The organism is Paenibacillus pasadenensis, assembly GCF_023715725.1.
Classification (GTDB): Bacteria; Bacillota; Bacilli; order Paenibacillales; family Paenibacillaceae; genus Paenibacillus_O; species Paenibacillus_O pasadenensis_A.
The window spans coordinates 45,874-64,136 of sequence record NZ_JAMBOT010000009.1; the positions used below are offsets into that span (position 1 = coordinate 45,874).

The window sequence follows — 18,263 nt, forward strand, 5'->3', positions numbered from 1 at the left end:
GAATGCGAGCTAAAACAACTAATCTGCCCTCGTTTCAAGTGATAGGAATGAAAGTCGCAGCTACTGTGGAAGTATTTGAATCAGGCTTGGGCAAGGGCTTGTATCACAGGCTGCTTGAGCGCAAACACGAAATTCCGCATCAAAAAAATGACCATGTCATTTTAATGCAGATTTATCCTCTGGATGATCATTTTGATGCCAAACAGGATGAATTCATTCATTTAATCGGTTATGAGGTGACGCAGGCCGCTTCAGTTCCTGCTGGCATGGCTCATCGGGAAATAGAAGCCTGCGAATATGTAGTTTGCACTCATGAGGGTGTGGAGTCGGATGTTCATTTAACGTACAGCTATTTATACGAATGTTGGCTGGAACAGCACGGACGCGCTCCCAAAGATTATGATTTTGAAATCTGGGATGAGCGTTATGACCCCGAAAGTCCTGCTAATGAAATCGACATTTATGTTGCCTTGAGTGATCAGTCAGCAGGAACAAACTAAAAAGAGACCTGCAACGGTCTCTTTTTTAGCTAAAAGTTGTTTCAGACGTTTAAGCAAAAGACCAAACCCTCTGTTATAATAGAAGGATGAGGTCAATGGTGCTGTTGGCTATGAAGAAGGAGGGATGCACGGATATGAATGCATTCCAGGACTGGAATCAAAAAGTGAAAAAGACGTTTAACGCCACAAGCAATGAAGAGGTGTTAACGGTTACGGAAGCGGGCATTTTGTTAGGCCTTTCCAAAGATCAGATGAAATCCTTCACCGACAAAAGCAAGTTAACCAAAGTGCCCATCATGAGAAGTGTCCATAGATACCTCTTATTGAAGAGTGAGATCGATGAGTTAATAAAGAAATAAAACCAAGTCGCCTTTGGAGCAAACACCGCTAGGTGTTTTTTTTCATTTCATCGTTTTTTCTTGTCTTTTTTGCTCATTAAAGCAGTTAGGCAGGTATACCCAGCTTTAAGAATGACCGCAGCCTCAATGAGGGGTTGCGGTTTTTTTGCTATTTCAGCCTTGTCATTTTATTTATCGGTTGATAAAATAAACAGGATCTCTTTATTTATCGCATGATAAAATAAATGGAGGTGCCGTAATTTTAGAAGAAGGGATACCGGATTATGGGACGCCGAAAAAAACAAGCGCTTGATGAAGCAACGCGCTCAAAGATTATATCTACTGCGCATGACCTGTTTATGGAGCATGGCTACCGGTCGGTAACGACGCGCCAGATTGCCGACACCTGCGACCTGACGCAGCCTGCGATGTACCACTACTTTGCCGATAAAGAAGCTCTCTATACCGAGGTGCTGCGGACCGTTACGGAAGCTACAACAACCGTCATGGAAGGCCTCGTTGCAAGTGACGGCTCGGTGCGGGAGCGGTTGATTAAGGTTGTCGTTTATATTTTGCGGAACATGCCCGACGACCTTAGCCAAATGGAACGGGACATCCGGCAGGAGCTTCGCCCGGAAAACCGGGAGCTGATAACGCAATGGTGGCGGAGGTGTTACTTGCTTCCCATCGCGTCTCTGTTTGAGGAGGGCCAGCGGAAGGGGCATTTGCGGGACGTCCGGCAGTCGGGGCTTGATCCGATTCCAAGCGCCTTTACGCTGCTGAGCATGATTCAGCGTAAGCCAGGTATACCTGGCGGCGGTATTCCTGTGCCGATAGAGGCTCAGGCTGCGGGCACTGTTGATATTTTGCTTTACGGATTGGCCTCTGATAAGGGCAGACAAGAAACTATCTAGGATGAAGAAGGGAGTCTGGAGTATGAACGGTTTAAAACGAATCGCGGATGCTGTGAGCGGCAGACGGGGGAAATGGATCACGCTTCTGCTTTGGATCGTCATCGTCGGTCTTGCTAACGCATTTCTTCCTTCATCAAACGAGTTCAAAAACGATACGGCGGCAAACCTTCCAAGCAACTCCCCGTCCGTTCAAGCGGATGCCTTAAATGAGCATAAAGGCATACCGGCCATTGTCGCCTGGCACAGAGCGGCGGGGCTTACCGATGAGGATTTGAGCCTTATCCAAGCCTTGTCCAAGCGGCTGGCCGAGCATCCGCTGCCCCATCAAACGGAGCTGCCGCCGCTGCATGAGATGCCTCTGCCGGGTATGAAAGCGATGATTTCCGAAGATGGTACGACCCTGCTGCAGACCGTCGTTTTTGATCAAAACGCTTCCTCCGATGAGCTGAAGATTAGTCTGGAGCAATTGGAGCAGGCCTCTGGCGGTATATTTTCATCTAAGCCTTTTGAAATGTCCTTGAAGGATGCGGAGCTTGGCGCCCGGATTACCGGACCTGCCGGCATAGGCGTAGATGCAACATCGTTGTTTAAGGCGGCTGACATTTCGCTTTTGATCGGAACTACGCTGCTTGTGCTTATTATTCTGCTGTTGATTTACCGCTCTCCGATTCTCGCACTCATTCCGCTTGTCGCGGTTGGATTCGCCTATGGGCTGACAGGTCCGGTTCTGGGCTGGATGGCGGACAGAGGCTGGATTACATACGATTCGCAGAGCTTGGCCATTATGACGGTGCTTCTCTTCGGGGCGGGTACCGACTACTGCCTCTTTCTGATTGCCCGCTTCCGCAGCTTGCTGACTACAGAGCCGGATAAAAAACAAGCTCTGCTCCGAGCTCTGAGAGATACCGGTGGAGCGATTACGATGAGCGGTTTGACTGTTGTCATGTCCTTGCTGGCGCTGCTTCTGGCAAAATACGGGGCTCTGCACCGATTCGCCGTACCGTTCAGCTTATCGATTCTGATTATGATGGTTGCAAGCCTCACGCTCGTGCCCGCCCTGCTGGCTATTTTCGGCCGAGCATCCTTCTATCCGTTTGTGCCGCGTACGCCGGAGATGGCAGCTGCGCGCGCTGCGCAAAAAAACAAGCCGTACCGGGCGGCCAGAAAACAATCCCAGTTTGGCATTCGTTTGGGAGAAGCCATCGTAAAGCGGCCGAAAAGGATCGCTATTTCAACGCTTATTCTGCTTGGTATTACGGCTGCCTTTTCATTTCAAATCAAATTTACGTACGACACGCTGTCTTCCTTCCCCGAGGATATGCCCTCCCGGGAAGGCTTCACGCTAATTGGCGAGCATTTCTCCGAGGGCAGTCTGGCGAAGGTTCAGATTCTGGCCAAAACCGGCGGCGCACAGCTTGCGCTTGATCAGAGGCTGGGGGAACTGGAACAGATCAGCAGCGTCTCCGAACCGGTTCCCAGTACAAGGGATTCGAGCATCGTATCCTACCAAGTCGAGCTTGCGATGAACCCGTATTCCATCGAGGCGCTTGATATGATTCCGGTTATCCGATCCGCTGCAGAACAGTCGCTTAAGGATGCGGGAATCTCCGATGCGGCGGACAAGGTGTGGATTGCGGGGGCTACCTCCGAGCAATATGATACGCGTCATGTAACCATGCAGGATGCTTACCGGATCATCCCTGTTGTTATCATCATGATTGCCCTGCTCCTGCTTGTTTATCTGCGTTCATTTGTTGCCATGCTCTATCTGATGGGAACGGTCCTGCTTTCTTACTTCAGCGCTCTCGGCATTGGCTGGCTTGTGCTGCATCATTGGTTTGGAGCGGAGGCCATTCAGGGGCTTATTCCGCTGTATGCCTTTGTGTTCCTGGTTGCGCTTGGCGAGGATTACAATATTTTTATGGTATCGAGCATTTGGAAAAAGAGCAAAACCATGCCGCTTAACCGGGCTATTGCGGAAGGCGTCGCGCAAACGGGAGGCGTCATTACTTCGGCCGGTTTAATTTTGGCAGGAACCTTTGCCGTTCTGGTGACGCTGCCGATTCAGGTGCTCGTCCAATTCGGCGTCGTGACTGCTATTGGCGTTCTGCTCGATACGTTTGTCGTCCGTTCCTTCCTTGTGCCTGCGCTTACCGTATGGATCGGCAAGCGGGTATTCTGGCCTTCGAAGCAGGCTTCCGCAGCGGTTAAAGAAACCATGTAAACAAAAAGACCGCAGCCTCTTTAAGGGGCTGTGGTCTTTGGCATGCTCTCTTTTCACAATCACCATTCACAAGGCTAGAAAAAAATCCCCATGCTCAAGTAGCGTTCGCCCGTATCCGGGGCGATGCACAGCACCCGTTTGCCGGGGCCGAGACGGCGGGCTTCCTGAAGCGCCGCCCAGAGGGTAGCGCCGGCGGAAGGGCCGACGAGGATGCCTTCGCGGGCGGCGAGATTACGCGTTGTTTGCACGGCATCTTCGTCCTCCACCTGCACGATCTCGTCGTAAACGCTCGTATTGAGAATATCGGGCACGAAGCCGGGGCTGGTGCCGACGAGCTTATGGGGGCCAGGTTCGCCGCCGGAGAGAACCGGCGAGCCCTTAGGCTCAACGACGAGAACGCGGATACCCGGCAGCTTTTCCTTCAGCACTTCGCCGGTGCCGGTAATCGTGCCGCCTGTTCCCGAGGAGGCGACAAAGGCATCGAGACGGCCTTCCATCTGCTCGATGATCTCGAGAGCTGTCGTTGTGCGGTGAATGTCCGGGTTGGCTGGGTTTTCGAATTGCTGCGGGATGAAGCTGTTCGGAATTTGCGCGTTTAACTCCTGCGCTTTGCGGATTGCGCCGGGCATGCGTTCCGCTGCCGGCGTCAGCACGACTTCCGCGCCGTAAGCCTTCAACAGGTTGATGCGCTCTTTGGTCATGTTATCGGGCATGATCAGAATCGCCTTGTAGCCTTTGGCTGCCGCATTCATCGCCAGACCGATGCCGGTATTGCCGCTTGTAGGCTCAATAATCGTTGCGCCAGGCTGCAGACGGCCGTCCAGCTCGGCCTGGGCAATCAGGTTGTAAGCGGCGCGGTCTTTCACGCTGCCGCTCGGATTAAACATTTCAAGCTTGATGTACACCTCGGCATCGTTCGGGCCGACGAGACGATTAATGCGGACTGCCGGGGTGTCGCCAATCAATTCAATGACGCTGTTTACGATTTTTTTGCTCATTGCTTAAGTGCTCCTTACGATTCTTTCTTCACTTCTTCAAGCATGGAAAGGTCGACAAATTCGCTCAGGTCGAGGGTGTCGACCGTAATGTCTTTAATATAACCCGCTTCAATGGACACCTTCGCCATTTCTTCAATCGCTTCCGTGCTGAGATCGGCAGTGATGTGGCAGCGGGACAGAGCGGCCTTAATCAGCTCGACGTCCATCGCTTTGCCCGTCAGCTCCTTGAGCTGGTTGTTGATTGAGGTATAAGCTTCGTCCGGCGACTTCTCAATGAAATCGATGGCTTGCAGGTTTGCCTTAATGGCGGCTTTAACCAGATCGCGATGCTCTTTAATAAATTTATCGCTCGCGACCATGATCGTCAGCGGGTAGTCGCCGTTGTTCGGCGGAATCTTGTTCCAGTCGACGAGGATGGAGCCGATGCCCTCTTGCTCCATTTGAGTTCCCCACGGCTCTGGAATAAGAGTTGCGTCAATTTCCTTCTGGCGCATGGCAATAAGCGTGTCAGCAGGCGCGCGGGCGATGATCTGTACGCCCGTTGCATCGTCGGTTACTTTAAGGCCGGCCTGCTGGAGCAGCAGGCGCAGGGAAATTTCGTTTGTGCTGCCCTTGGTTGGAATCGCAACCGTTTTGCCAACGAGGTCCTTTACATCGGTAATTCCCGAATCCTTGCCAACGACGAGCACAGCGCCGCCATTGTTGGAGCCGGAAACGACGCGGAAGTTTTTCGATTTCACGTATTGGTTCGTGGACGGACCAGGACCGACCGTACCGAGGTCGATCTCTCCTGTAGCCAATGCGGTGGAAAATTCGGAGCCGTTATCGAATGAGAGAACTTCAATTTTTACGTTGTCGCCGAATTCTTTCTGGAAGTAGCCTTTATCCAGCGCAACATAACTTGGTGCGTGCGTAATGTTCTTGAACACGCCGAGACGGACGGTAATCGCATCTGTGGACGAGCCTTCGGACCCGCTCGGAGTCTCGCTGTTTTTGCCGCCGCAGGCGGACAGTACCGTCATGGCCAGAACCACGGATACAAGAGTGGTGATCAGCTTTTTCATCTACTGTACCTCTTTCGTAAGTTAAATTTATTTCTTGACGCCGGCTAAGCCGTAACGGACAAGGATTCTTTCCTCAAGCTTTTTGAAGCAGAAGTGGTCGGAGATCGTTCCAAGAATGCCGATGATGAACACGACCGACAGGATGAGCGCCGTATCGCCAAGATCGCGGCCGGCCTGCAGGTTCTGGCCAAGACCAACGCCTCTGGCAATGAGCTCGCCTGCGACCAGCGCACGCCAAGCAAATGCCCATGCCACCCGCACCCCGGTGATTAGATGAGGGAATGAAGCCGGAACCATGATTTGAAAAAACATGCGAAATCCCGTGCCGGTTCCCAGCGTTTGCGCTGCTTTAGTATAAATCGGAGGGATGTTAATAATACCGGTCCGGCTAGCCATTGCCATCGTCCAGGTAGCTCCTAGCGCAGTAATGAAAATAACCGAAGTGTCGCTGAGGCCGAACCAGATAATCGCGAACGGGAGCCAAGCGATACTTGGCACCGTCTGCAGAGCTACGACGAGGAAGCCGAGCGTTTCGTCCAGCCACCGGTAGCGGGCGAACAAAAAGCCGAGCACCGTGCCGACGGAGATTGAGATGACAAACGCCGTAAGCAGCCGCTTCATGCTCTGGTAGGTCGCTTCGAGCAGGTTGCCGTCAATGAATCCGTTATACAGCGTCTCAAAAGTCTGAAGCGCCGAAGGAAACTTCCAGGCCGGCCAGCCAATTAGTCTATATGCCGCTTCCCATGCCAGGATCAGAATCGCCAGGAACAGCGTCCTTCTTAAGGCTGTACTCATCGCCCATTTCCTCCTTGATGACTTTATCGAGCTCGTCCCGCAGACACTCCATGATGCTGTTCTCTACGTGATGGAGCAAAGAGTCCGCCTTGTGACGGGGCCTTGCGGCTTGTACTCGGAATTCCTTTTTGATTTTACCCGGGCGGGTAGACATGACTACGACGCGATCCGAGAGCATGACCGCTTCGCGGATGTTATGAGTCACGAACAAAATCGTCTTTTTGGTGCGCAGCCAGATGTCCTCGAGCTCGCGGTGCAAAATCAGACGGGTCTGTTCGTCCAAAGCGGCAAACGGCTCGTCCATTAGCAGAATGTCCGGATCCATGGCCAGCGCACGCGCGATGGCAGCGCGCTGCCGCATGCCGCCGGACAGCTCATGGGGATAACGATCGGCGAACTTGCTCAGGTGAACGGAACGGATTTGCTCCATCGCGAGCTCGGTCCGCTCTTTTTTGCCCATGCCCTTCTGTTTTAGTCCAAAGGCGACGTTCTCCAGAACGGTCAGCCATGGGAAAAGAGCATGTTCTTGAAACACGACAACGCGGTCCGGTCCGGGTCCTGTTACCTGTTTCCCTGCAACCTCAACCGAACCCGTTGCTGTTTCGAGTCCTGCGACCAGGTTCATCAGAGTGGATTTTCCGCAACCGGAAGGGCCAAGCAAAGACACAAACTCGCCCTTTCCGATCGTTAAGCTGACATCGTCCAAGGCCGTAAACAGCTCGCTCTGGCCCCGGGACTGGAATTGTTTTGTTACGTTCCGGATCTCTATCAATACGGCACCCCCTACTGTTCACTGTCATTATAAAAACGAATATAAATTCTATTTATTTTATCGGAATTAATATTTAAATTCTATCGGATTAACCCATGATGTCAACGGAAATTTATGAATTATACTGTCCTCGCTGGGATTTGTTCACAGTAAGTTCGCGACTAGCTCCATGATTCGAATTGGATCAGACTCTGTATCGGTTAACTATAGGAATGCTATAGCCCTATGACGCAATCCCGCACTTGACAGAAACTTCCTGATTAATGAAGATAGGGCGAGAGAAACGAGTGACCCTAACAAAAGCTAATCTTATTTTCGGGAAGGGTGAGCGGAAAATTGAGCGAAGCTTATTGGTTAACGAACGTCCGGTTAGAAAGCGGGTATCGATTCCACCAGGAGGGCTTTGTTACGGAGACCGTAACGGAAAGCTGCCACCTGTTAATTGAAAGCGATACCATATCCCAAATCGTCCCCTCTGCTACTGTATTAATGGATGACCTTCCTCAAAAAGACGCCGGTAATTTGCTGGCTTTGCCCTCTTTTATTGAAAAACACTGCCATCTGGATAAAACGCTGCTCGGAGATTCATGGAGAGCGGTGACCCCCGCTGCCAATCTGATCGAACGTTTTGAGATCGAGAAAAACGTCCTTCCAACCTTGCCAACAACAACAAAAGAGCGAGCCGAGACGATGCTCGCCACCTTGCTTCAAGCCGGATCAACGCATGTCCGGACCCATGTTGATATTTATCCGGAGGTCGGCCTGCAAAACCTGGAAGCCGTTCAAGCGGCTCTGGCTGCTTATGAAGGCAAGCTGTCGCATGAGATTGTAGCTTTTCCGCAGCACGGGCTGCTTCGCAGCAACAGCGCGGCATTCGTTCGGGAAGCGCTGCGCCGGGGAGCTGGACTGGTCGGCGGTGTCGATCCGGCCAACGTCGATGGCAATATGGAAGCATCCCTGCAGCAGATGATGGAGCTTGCGGTAGAGGCGAACGCCGGTGTTGATCTGCATCTGCATGACGGCGGCCAGCTCGGCCTGGCTACGATTCGGCGGCTGGCAGCGCTGACGGAGGAAGCGGGCTGGCAGGGGAGAGTGTCGATCAGCCACGCGTTGGCGCTGGCGGATACGGACGGGCAGGAATTGGAGGATATGGCGAGTATGCTCGCCGAGCTCGGCATTACGATTATTACAAGTGCGCCAATCAGCAGAATGATGCCTCCCGTGAATTTTCTGCATGAGCGACACGTGCCGATAGCGCTGGGCTGCGATAATATTTTTGATTCATGGTCTCCGTTTGGAACCGGGGACGTATTTGAGCGCACGAACCGTTTGGTGGAGCTGTTCGGAAGAAGCTCGGAACGGGCGCTTGGCGAGACATTAGGGTTCATCACAGGGGGCATAACGCCGCTGAACGGTGCAGGGGAGCGAATATGGCCCAAAACCGGTGACACAGCCAGCATGGTGCTTGTGGAAGCGAGCTGCTCCGCAGAAGCAGTGGCCAGAAGGGCAAAGCGGACTGCCGTTATGTTTAAAGGGAAAATTGTATCCGGTTCACTGGACAGGAACTAGATCTTTAGCATAAGGAGGTCGCTGGAACGATGAAGCCTGATGCATTTTGGTTAACGAATGTTCTTCTGGAAAGCGGATATCGGCTCGAAAACGGTGCCGTCACGGGGACGGACAGCGAGATTTGCCATCTGCTGATTGAGGACGGGAAGATAGCCCGAATCGAACCTGCCGCTTTAGTTGAAATTGGATCGGAGCTCCCCCGTCTGGACGCTCAAGGTCTCCTGGCTCTCCCTCCTTTTAAGGAGATGCACAATCACCTGGATAAAACGTACATGGGAGGCCCGTGGACATCGTGTATTCCGGCCAGATCGCTAGCGGATCGGCTGGAGCTGGAGGCGCTGGAGCTCCCGATTCTGGCGAAAACCGTCCGGGAAAGAGCGGAGCTGCTGCTCGCTCTATTTGCGCAGTCGGGAGTGACCCACGTGCGTACCCACGTCAATATCGACCCGTACATCGGGTTGCAAAACTTGGAGTCGGTACGTCTGGCACTGGAGCAATTCGAGGATAAGCTTACGTACGAAATTGTTGCTTTTCCGCAGCATGGTTCCCTGAAAAACGATGTTCCCCGCTTAATGAGGCAGGCCATGCGTGAAGGCGCTACGCTTGTCGGAGGGCTCGATCCAGCCGGAATCGACGGACGGATTGAGGCGGCTTTGGATCAGATGATGGATATTGCGGTGGAGTGCAATGCGGATATCGACATGCATTTGCATGATTCCGGCCAGTTAGGTTTGTACACGATGAAAAAACTAACCGATGTGACGCGAGAGGCAAAATGGCATGACCGGGTAGCGGTCAGCCACGCTTTTGCGCTCGGTGAAGTTCCGCTCGGGCGTGCGGACGATATGGCGCAGATGTTTGCGGAGCTGGGGATGTCCGTTATGTCTACGGCTCCGATTAACCGATCAATTCCGCCTATTCCTTTGCTGCGGGACAGAGGAGTCGCGGTTGAGCTCGGCAACGACGGGTTTTATGATTCCTGGTCTCCTTTTGGCAGCGGCGATGTTCTGGAGAAGGCTTGGCGCCTTGCCGACCGCTTCCGCTGGACGGACGAGCTTTCATTAGCGCAAGCGCTGGCGTTCATCACGGGCGGGGTGACTCCTCTCAATAAAGAAGGAGCGCGCGTCTGGCCGAAGGCGGGCGACGAGGCGAGCATGGTATTTGCTGAAGCGAGCTGCTCGGCGGAGGCTGTGGCCAGAAGGGCGAATCGCCCTGCGGTGATGTACAAGGGGAAGTTAAGTGCGGGAGCTTTGGCAACCGAGCCGCAACAGCCTCAAGCTTGATCAATCATAACCGGAGAAAGGGTGAAGCGATGATGAGTTCGGCGTACTGGCTCACGAATGTTCGTTTGGAAAGCGGCTATCGGCGCGACAACGGCAGAATTGCGGGAACGGAGACGGAAATTTGCCATATTCGGGTTGAGGACGGGAAAATCACGGAAATAACATCCGATGCGCCTCAGCAAGGCGAGCTGCCGATTGTAGAGGCCAAGGGGCTGCTGATGCTGCCTTCGTTTAAAGAGATGCATATCCACATCGATAAAACGTATTACGGCGGGCCCTGGAAGGCGGTCCGGCCGGTCACGAGCATTTTTGGGCGGATGGAAGAGGAGAAGGAGCTTCTTCCGAAACAGCTGAGTACGGCGCAGGAGAGAGCAGAAAAGATGCTCGATCTGCTGATTAGCTCCGGCTCTACGCATATTCGGACTCACTGCAACGTCGATCCAATCATCGGACTGAAAAACCTGGAAGCGACGATGCGTGCGCTCGAGACGTTTTCCGGCAAAATCTCTCACGAGGTAGTCGCGTTTCCGCAGCATGGGCTGCTCCGCTCGCAGGCAACGGATCTGGTGAAGGAAGCAATGCGCAGAGGAGCTACCCTCGTTGGCGGCGTCGATCCGGCGACCGTGGACGAGAACATTGAAAAGTCGCTGCAAACGATTATGGACATTGCCGTTGAGGCCAACGCGGGTATTGATGTGCATATTCATGACCGCGATCATCTGGGCATTTTTACGATGAAAAGACTGGCCGATCTGACGGAAGAAGCGGGCTGGCAGGGAAGAGTGACAGTCAGTCATGCCTTTGGTTTTGCAGGCGCGCCTGCGGGCTCGGCTGCGGAGCTTGCGGAGCGGTTTGCCGCGCTTGGCATTTCGGTCGCATCCTCTGTTCCACTTGGCGGTCTGATCATGCCCATTCCGATGCTTCATGAGAAAGGCGTTAAGGTTGAACTTGGACATGACAGCATAACGGATCACTGGTCACCGCTGGGTAATGGCGATATTTTGGAAAAGGCAGGCCGGTTGGCGGAAGTGTATCGTTGCACCGAAGAGTTGACCTTGGCTCAAACGCTCGGCTTTATTACCGGCGGCCGAACGCCGCTGAACCGCGAAGGGCAGAGGGTATGGCCTGCCGTTGGCGACGAAGCCAGCGTAGTATTCGTGCACGCCAGCTGTTCAGCGGAAGCGGTGGCGAGGAGAGCGAAGCGGCAAGCCGTTTTGTATAAAGGAAACGTTGTTTCAGGAGCGTTGGATGGAGCGGGAGTTTAGTGTAGGAAAAGGAAAAGCGACCTTGAGGGGTCGCTTTTTTAGAGCCTATCCCAAAATAAAATCAGTGAGCATGAACCGGGATTATTTTTCTCCAGACAATGAGAGCGCAGGCGAAGTGAAGCAGCCCTAAATAGTTTCGAGCCTTCTTTTCAAAACGAACAAGTACTTTATGGAAGCGATTGAGCCATGAAAATAACACTTCCACGACCCAGCGACGCGGACGTTGACCTTTTTGTTTCTCTTTCTTTTCATCGCCTCGCGACCGAATGTGAGGGATGAAACCGTGGTCAATGACCTGCTGACGGGCTGTTTCTCCTTGATAACCTGCATCCGCACACAAGTGAGGTTGTGAAGTCGTTGTCCGGGGCTCAAGGATCAGATGATCCAAGGTTTCTTCAAGAAGTTTGACATCATGTCGGTTGGCTCCATCAATGACGATCGCCAGCGGAAGTCCCGTTTGGTCAGCCAATACGCTTCTCTTGGTCCCTTTTTTTTCCCCGATCCGTTGGGTTTTTCCCAACGGCTTCAAGGGCAAGCGGCGCTTTTACCAAGCTGCCATCTATACTCGTCCATTCCCAACCGATGCCCTCCCATTCATCGTACATCTGCAGACCGAGGAGCCAGATCCGCTCAAAGAAACCTTCCGCGGTCCAACGTTGAAAATAGCGATGAAGGGTACTTGAATTCGCATATTCACGCGGAACGGCGTTCCATTGACAGCCGGTACGGAGCACATACAAAATGCCTTCCAGTACTTTCCTGGGATCTACCGATTTTCGGCCTCCGCCTGGTTTACGTTTATAGATTCGATTCGGATCTCGTTTTGTCGGTTCCGGCAGTTCGTCTTTGATCATGTCCCAAAATTCATTGGATAGGGTCCAGGTTTTGATTCGCATCTCTCATCACCTCGTACCCTTTATTACCCAATTATTTTGAGATAAGCTCTTAGTGTTTGGATTTAATTTCAACAGAGTGAGCTACAGGTATTGGACAATAGTTCTCAAGTAAATCATAGAGCTGATTAAACCGCGTTAATATTCAACGTAAAAGTCAAAATAATGCCTTGTTAGAAAACTAGCCAATAGAGTCCATACGCTGAAAAATTACTGTCCAGCACTTCTATCGGGCGGAGATAATGAATAGCAATACCGCTTGGAATATCGTGCAACTTATTCATTAAATAGTCGCTCTCGATTAAAACGATCCAAAAATAAGCGCCTGTAATCGTTAATGCTGCTTCAAGCAATTCAGTTGTGCTTGATGTATCACTTAGAACTTTAAATCGGGTATATTTATGACTATTAGGCAATTTAAATTCATCAATTAGTCCGTTGCTTACTAAAAAAGCTTCCGATAGAGCTTCTAATGAAAATGTAAGCTCATGATCATTTTTTTTGACCACAACATGAATCATATCTGAGCTTTTCAGTTCGGACGAAACCGAAATGTCACTGAAATCAAAATCTGAGAGCCCATTAACAACTAAATCTTGAAAAGTACGTTCATTTATCCTATTTGAAGCGTAGTTGTAAATGCGAATCACGCCACTTTCTATGGGTTTTTCTTCGGGATTACGGCCCTTTTTCCAACACCACCAATCTCTATTTCTAATTTCTCATTTCTATTTCTAGCGTGCGTTAGTCTAGTTTGTTCCCACTGTTGTCGCTGGGGAGAATCAGATGGTGGCTCCAAATAAAATTTAGTCTGTTGATATTTTGGGAAAATCTGAAGATCGTAATTGTAATTATATCGCATATGCATTGTCTCAACAGTTCTGTTTTCACTTGGAACGGCATGGAAATGAAAGATCTTCTTGGACTGGTGATTGTAAACCATGTATACTGTGTAACCTTTAAGATTCAACCTCTCATCGGCGTAATTCTTGTTTGCCCATGAGCGGCCCATTTTATTACCCAAGTGACGGTTTCCAATCCCATATAAATCTTTGCCTATAGTGGCGACTGTCATAATACTTGCCCCTAAATCGGACCCTTTCGTTGAAGTTGCAAAGATTTCAAGATTACTATAGCCATCGTTGTTATTATTTCTAAACATATCTGCTATTGTTTTTACCAAGGATAGTTCAAAATGATTGGCGGCATCTCGTTGAAAATCTGTTGGGTAATTTGCAAAGTCGTCATACTTTGCATCTACCTGCGAACCCGAGGGGAAGCTTAAAGTTGAAGTTGATTTTTTGTCATTGTATACATTAGTGATTGCAGTAGCAATGGCGGCTACTGTGGCAGCGTTTATTGCAATATTTAAAGAGGCAATTGTCGATGAAGAAAGACCTGCCACAGCTACTGCTATAACTGGAATCGCCCTTCGTTGGGACGAGGCCGTTTGTTCCTCCTCTTTAAAAACTACATTGCTCTCAATATAATTAGAAATCTGCTCATGATCATTCATTTGAACAATTTGAGTCAGACTATCCATTGAAAAATTCTCAGAGAAAGATTGTACTGTTAATTCTTGATTACTTAACACTTCCATATTCTGAGTTAGTTCCATACTCCAAGTATAATAAGTGGAATCTGGGATTTTGTTGACTTCCAAGGTGTATGTAGTGTTGTCTTGTCGATCAAGCACAAGCTTCTTATGCAAATCCGTATCAATAACTTCTTTGACCACTGCCATGACTGTCAAAGTCGTTAAGCCAGATTCAGAGGAGATTTCAGTAGGAAGGGATTGAATTTCTTCTGCATGAACTTTAGCAGTAGGAAGTGTACCGCTTGTCAGCAATATGCTTATTGAGAGAGCTAATGACATAAAAAAATTTCTTTTCATTCTAAAATATTCCTCCATTAAACTTTGGTTTTCGTTAGCAAGACGATGTTATATCTTGTAATATCAATAGTCAGTATTTATATTTAAATAATATGTTAGTGAAAAAAAGACGTCGCTCATTAATTTTGTTACAAATTTCCCTGAATCAACTTATTTAGTCGTAAATTATTATCGAGGTGCTGGAAATGAATTTAAACTATATGTAAAGAATTGTTTGGTATAGTCGAAAAAATAAACCCTAAACTCAACTGAATTTAGGGTTTATTTTAATCAGATATAATCACCACATATTACCGCCGCCTCGCCAAAAACGGCAGCAGTCCTCTCGCGATGACTTGGTGTCCGCGGTTGTTGGGATGAATCGGGAAAAATCCGTCCAGAGCGTCTTCGACGATGCCGTTTTTGTAGCCATAGATCAATTGCCGCTGTTTGCCCTCGAACCAGCGGTGAACTGGAGCAACTCTCACGCCGTACGACATCGCAACGGCTCTCGTTACGACGTTCAATTGCTGGATGCCCAGCACGGCAATGGTAGAGTTCGGAAAAGGATTGTACTGGGTGCAGACAACAATTCGCGCCCGGCTGTTCTGTCTAATATAGCTGAGGATGGCGCCGAGATTTTGAGCATAATCGGCCAGAATCGGCTCCAGATTGATTGGCTCCTGGTTGCGGTAGGCTTCCAGGGCATAGTTGGCGACATCGATTCCCCCGATCCACACCGTAATCACATCGGCTTCACGAATCAATTTACTGCCTGGCCCTTCAATGGCAGCCAGCAAGTCCGCGCTGCTCCATCCCGGGAGAGCGATAACAAATCCTTTCGTCCGGAAGCCGCGTGCATTAAGTGCGCGGACGTCCACTTGGGGGTAAGCCAGCGCTTTGGAAGTCGCGCTTTGTCCGTAGGTAATGGAATCGCCAAGAGCTAAATAAAGCATCTTCACTATGAACCTCTCTCCTATCTATCGCTTCATGCTTGTATCCTATTCAATCCGTTTTGAGAGGTGTGGACGCATGGGACGGAAACTAACATTTGTCCATATTTTTTCAAAGTTTATGTCTAATCGATTGGCCCGGATCAAGCTTATAATTTGATCAACAGGAGGGATATTCATGGAATCGATTATAAATAAGAAAATGCAGCGGAACGGGATGGCTCTAGGCGGCATTGGCGCAGGAACGGTTGAAATTAATCAAAACGGCGTGCTGAAGGATTGGCATATGTTTAACCTGGGGCAATGGGCATCCAGGGAGGCTAAAAAATACAAGCTGGAAAACCTGTACGATTACGATACAAATGTAATGCCTTTTTATATCCGTACCAAACAAGGAGAGGACATGCCGAAATTCAGAAAGCTGTCGCATGACTTGGATGGCGGAGAGTTTCGGTCCATGATGTATTCCTGGCATAAAGAGGTTAAGGAAATACACTATAAGGCGTCTTTTCCAATCAGTGAGCTGAGTTACCTGGATGAAAGTCTTCCCGTTAACATCCGTTCGGAGTTTACTTCGCCTTTTGTTCCTTTAGATTCCCGTGTAAGCGGAACGCCAGGCTTCTATGCGACTTTTTCGGTTGAAAACACCAGCGACGAGAATGTCGAAGTATCCCTGCTTGGAAAACTGAAAAACCCGATTAATAGAGGGTTGAAAAACCGGGAGCTGAGAAATCGCCTTCACCAAAGCGATGACCGCGTTTCCGTTACAATGAGCAGCGATTCCAATGAAGCTCGCCAGCAAAACGGAAGCATCAGCTTTTCCGTCAGCGGCGGAGATAACAGTTATATTCAAGGCGATTTCTCAAGCTACTTTGGTAATTTTGTGCTGGAGGGCGAGTTCGGCGTTACGGAGCAATCGTATCTGTTTGACTTTAGAGAGACGGGCAAGCTGCCTAACTTAGGGACGGAGACCCTTCCTAGAGCGATCGCCCAGATCACCGATGAAGAGCTGCAGCAATTAAACGATGCGCAAATTAACGAGCTGATGTCGCAAATCCTTGAAATAGCGAGCTCAAATCCTCCTTATCAACGCATTCTTGAGATCGATCAAGCGCTGTTGGCGGATACAGCCGGAAAAATAAAGTTTATTCGCGTCATCAGAGAACAAATGAACAGCATCCTTAAGGATGCCGAAGGGTTTGAGTCTTGGGGCGACGCCGCGCTTTGTTCCAGCATTACGTTAAAACCGGGAGAGAAAAAAGAAATTCAGTTTATCGTTTCCTGGTACTTCCCGAATCATTTTAGCGATCAAGGCGGCTTTGTCGGGCATATGTATACGAATTGGTTCAAGGATGCTCAAGAAGTGAACGACTATCTGAGCGCCAATTCGAACGATATTTTAAATAAGGTAAAAAGATTCGCGGACGAGGTAGTCGCTTCTGACACTCATGCTTCTTTCGTGAACAATTGGACGAATCAGTTAAATACCGTAATTAAAAGCTCATGGTGGTCTAAACAAGGAGATTTTTCCATCTGGGAAGGTTACGGAAGCTGCGGATTCCATACGATGGATATTACGTATCAGGGATCGTTTAATCTATTGGCGCTATTTCCGGATCTGCAGCTAGGGCAGATGGAGCTTGGCGCAAAGTTTCAACGAGAAGACGGGAGAGTGCATCACTTCTTTACTCCCGATTTTTGTTCCGTAGATAACGGGTTTGACCGCGTGGACATGAATCCGCAATACGTCTTGCTCGTTTGCCGCGATTATCTTTGGACCGGCGATATCGGCTATGTGAGAAGGCTTTGGGATTCCATCGTACGGGCTATGGACAGCATTGAAAAAATTGACCAGGACGGAGACTGTTTGCCGGATACGGAGACAGCAAGCAATACGTATGATGCGTGGCAGTTCAAAGGAACGCCGTCTTATATAAGCAGCTTGTGGCTGGCAGCGTTGCTTGCGGCGTCCCGCCTGGCCGATGATCTTGGGGAAGAGCAGCTTAAAACGAAATGGCAAAACATGCTGGAAATTGGCAAAAAGAATTTTGAACAGAAGTTATGGAATGACGAGTATTTTAGCCTGTGGGTGGATGGCGAAGTAAGAGATGAGTGCTGCATGGCGGATCAGATCGACGGACAGTGGTTTGCTCAGCTGATCGGATTAGGCAATTTCATCCCGGAAGAGCTCACGCAAAAAGCGCTGAAAGCTGTATTTAAGCATAATTACCACACGGAGACGGGGCTCATCAATGCGGTATATCCGAAACATGCCAAGCCGACGTTGTATACCCATCGCAATGTTCAAGCAGAGGCGAACTGGTCGGGTATTGAATACGCGTTTGTTTCGGCCTTAATGGAGTATGGCCATGTGGATGAGGCGATTGAGTTATCCCACAACGTGGATCAAAGGTATATTCATGCGGGAAGAATATTTAATCATGAAGAATGCGGAGATCATTACTACCGGGCCATGGCGGGATGGTCGATTCTATTATCGGCTTCGGGCTTTAAATTGGACGTTCCCAAAAGCACGGTTACGTTTGCGCCTCCGGTGGGGAGCATTCAAGCTCCTTGGTTTGCGCCTTCCGGATATGGCCGTTTCAGCAAAAAATCGGATCAGGTTGAGCTCCAATGTACGGTGGGCGAAATGAGCTTTCAAACCCTCGTGCTGAATAGTAAATCGATTGATCAAGTGCAGGTCAATGGCGAGAAAATGAGCTGCGAAATAATTGAAGATGCAGACCGCACCGTCATTAAATTTGCTCAAAATGTTACGCTTAAACCCGATATGACATTAGTTGCCGGGCGGGCACAATAAA

The 18,263-nt window shown here is 49.9% G+C and carries 16 protein-coding genes; 8 read left to right on the forward strand and 8 right to left on the reverse strand.

Annotated elements, in window-relative coordinates; all coding sequences use genetic code 11:
* Positions 1-2 precede the first annotated feature (2 nt).
* The 4 genes from M3223_RS18480 to M3223_RS18495 all read left to right on the forward strand — a co-directional run bounded on the left by M3223_RS18480 (position 3) and on the right by M3223_RS18495 (position 3,976).
* The gene (locus M3223_RS18480; protein ID WP_251564285.1) at positions 3-500 is read left to right on the forward strand and encodes a GyrI-like domain-containing protein; all 498 of its coding nucleotides are present in this window, start codon (positions 3-5) and stop codon (positions 498-500) included.
* Between the two features lie 134 nt (positions 501-634).
* Complete coding sequence (locus M3223_RS18485) at positions 635-859, forward strand: DNA-binding protein (RefSeq protein ID WP_251564287.1); 225 nt, start codon at positions 635-637, stop codon at positions 857-859.
* A 263-nt stretch (positions 860-1,122) separates the two neighbouring features.
* The gene (locus M3223_RS18490) at positions 1,123-1,752 is read left to right on the forward strand and encodes a TetR/AcrR family transcriptional regulator (protein ID WP_251564289.1); all 630 of its coding nucleotides are present in this window, start codon (positions 1,123-1,125) and stop codon (positions 1,750-1,752) included.
* Positions 1,753-1,774: 22 nt separating this feature from the next.
* Entirely contained in the window at positions 1,775-3,976 is a 2,202-nt protein-coding gene (locus tag M3223_RS18495) for an MMPL family transporter (protein ID WP_251564292.1), read from the forward strand.
* Positions 3,977-4,050: 74 nt separating this feature from the next.
* Here M3223_RS18495 and cysK read toward each other — a convergent pair whose 3' ends face one another.
* The 4 genes from cysK to M3223_RS18515 are packed head-to-tail and all read right to left on the reverse strand — an operon-like array spanning position 4,051 to position 7,605.
* The gene (cysK, locus tag M3223_RS18500) at positions 4,051-4,974 is read right to left on the reverse strand and encodes a cysteine synthase A (RefSeq protein ID WP_251564294.1); all 924 of its coding nucleotides are present in this window, start codon (positions 4,972-4,974) and stop codon (positions 4,051-4,053) included.
* Positions 4,975-4,988: 14 nt separating this feature from the next.
* The gene (locus M3223_RS18505) at positions 4,989-6,038 is read right to left on the reverse strand and encodes an ABC transporter substrate-binding protein (RefSeq protein WP_251564296.1); all 1,050 of its coding nucleotides are present in this window, start codon (positions 6,036-6,038) and stop codon (positions 4,989-4,991) included.
* 27 nt (positions 6,039-6,065) lie between these two features.
* Positions 6,066-6,833: an ABC transporter permease gene (locus tag M3223_RS18510; protein WP_251564298.1), complete on the reverse strand. Its 768-nt coding sequence runs from the start codon at positions 6,831-6,833 to the stop codon at positions 6,066-6,068.
* Entirely contained in the window at positions 6,766-7,605 is an 840-nt protein-coding gene (locus M3223_RS18515; protein WP_251564300.1) for an ABC transporter ATP-binding protein, read from the reverse strand. Before M3223_RS18515 ends, M3223_RS18510 begins: the two co-directional genes overlap by 68 nt.
* Before the next feature lie 336 nt (positions 7,606-7,941).
* Between M3223_RS18515 and M3223_RS18520 the strand changes: the two genes are divergently transcribed.
* From M3223_RS18520 to M3223_RS18530, 3 genes are read left to right on the forward strand one after another with little or no spacing between them, the layout of a single operon-like run.
* Entirely contained in the window at positions 7,942-9,174 is a 1,233-nt protein-coding gene (locus M3223_RS18520; protein ID WP_251564302.1) for an amidohydrolase, read from the forward strand.
* A 29-nt stretch (positions 9,175-9,203) separates the two neighbouring features.
* Positions 9,204-10,457: an amidohydrolase gene (locus tag M3223_RS18525; protein ID WP_251564304.1), complete on the forward strand. Its 1,254-nt coding sequence runs from the start codon at positions 9,204-9,206 to the stop codon at positions 10,455-10,457.
* A gap of 32 nt (positions 10,458-10,489) precedes the next feature.
* A complete protein-coding gene (locus M3223_RS18530; RefSeq protein ID WP_251564468.1) occupies positions 10,490-11,722 on the forward strand; it encodes an amidohydrolase family protein in 1,233 nt (410 codons plus the stop codon).
* A 61-nt stretch (positions 11,723-11,783) separates the two neighbouring features.
* On the opposite strand, the gene M3223_RS18535 is transcribed toward M3223_RS18530, so the two are convergent.
* From M3223_RS18535 to M3223_RS18550, 4 genes are all read right to left on the reverse strand, one after another.
* A protein-coding gene (locus M3223_RS18535) for an IS5 family transposase (RefSeq protein ID WP_251564306.1) occupies positions 11,784-12,618 on the reverse strand; the annotation gives its coding sequence in 2 pieces (ribosomal slippage) (positions 11,784-12,215 and positions 12,217-12,618; 834 coding nt in all).
* A 170-nt stretch (positions 12,619-12,788) separates the two neighbouring features.
* A complete protein-coding gene (locus tag M3223_RS18540; protein ID WP_251564308.1) occupies positions 12,789-13,265 on the reverse strand; it encodes a hypothetical protein in 477 nt (158 codons plus the stop codon).
* Positions 13,266-13,273: 8 nt separating this feature from the next.
* Complete coding sequence (locus M3223_RS18545; protein WP_251564310.1) at positions 13,274-14,509, reverse strand: hypothetical protein; 1,236 nt, start codon at positions 14,507-14,509, stop codon at positions 13,274-13,276.
* Positions 14,510-14,799: 290 nt separating this feature from the next.
* Complete coding sequence (locus M3223_RS18550) at positions 14,800-15,444, reverse strand: SGNH/GDSL hydrolase family protein (protein WP_251564470.1); 645 nt, start codon at positions 15,442-15,444, stop codon at positions 14,800-14,802.
* A gap of 175 nt (positions 15,445-15,619) precedes the next feature.
* Between M3223_RS18550 and M3223_RS18555 the strand changes: the two genes are divergently transcribed.
* Positions 15,620-18,262, forward strand: coding sequence for a GH116 family glycosyl hydrolase (locus M3223_RS18555; RefSeq protein ID WP_251564312.1), 2,643 nt, complete (start codon positions 15,620-15,622; stop codon positions 18,260-18,262).
* Position 18,263: the final 1 nt, after the last annotated feature.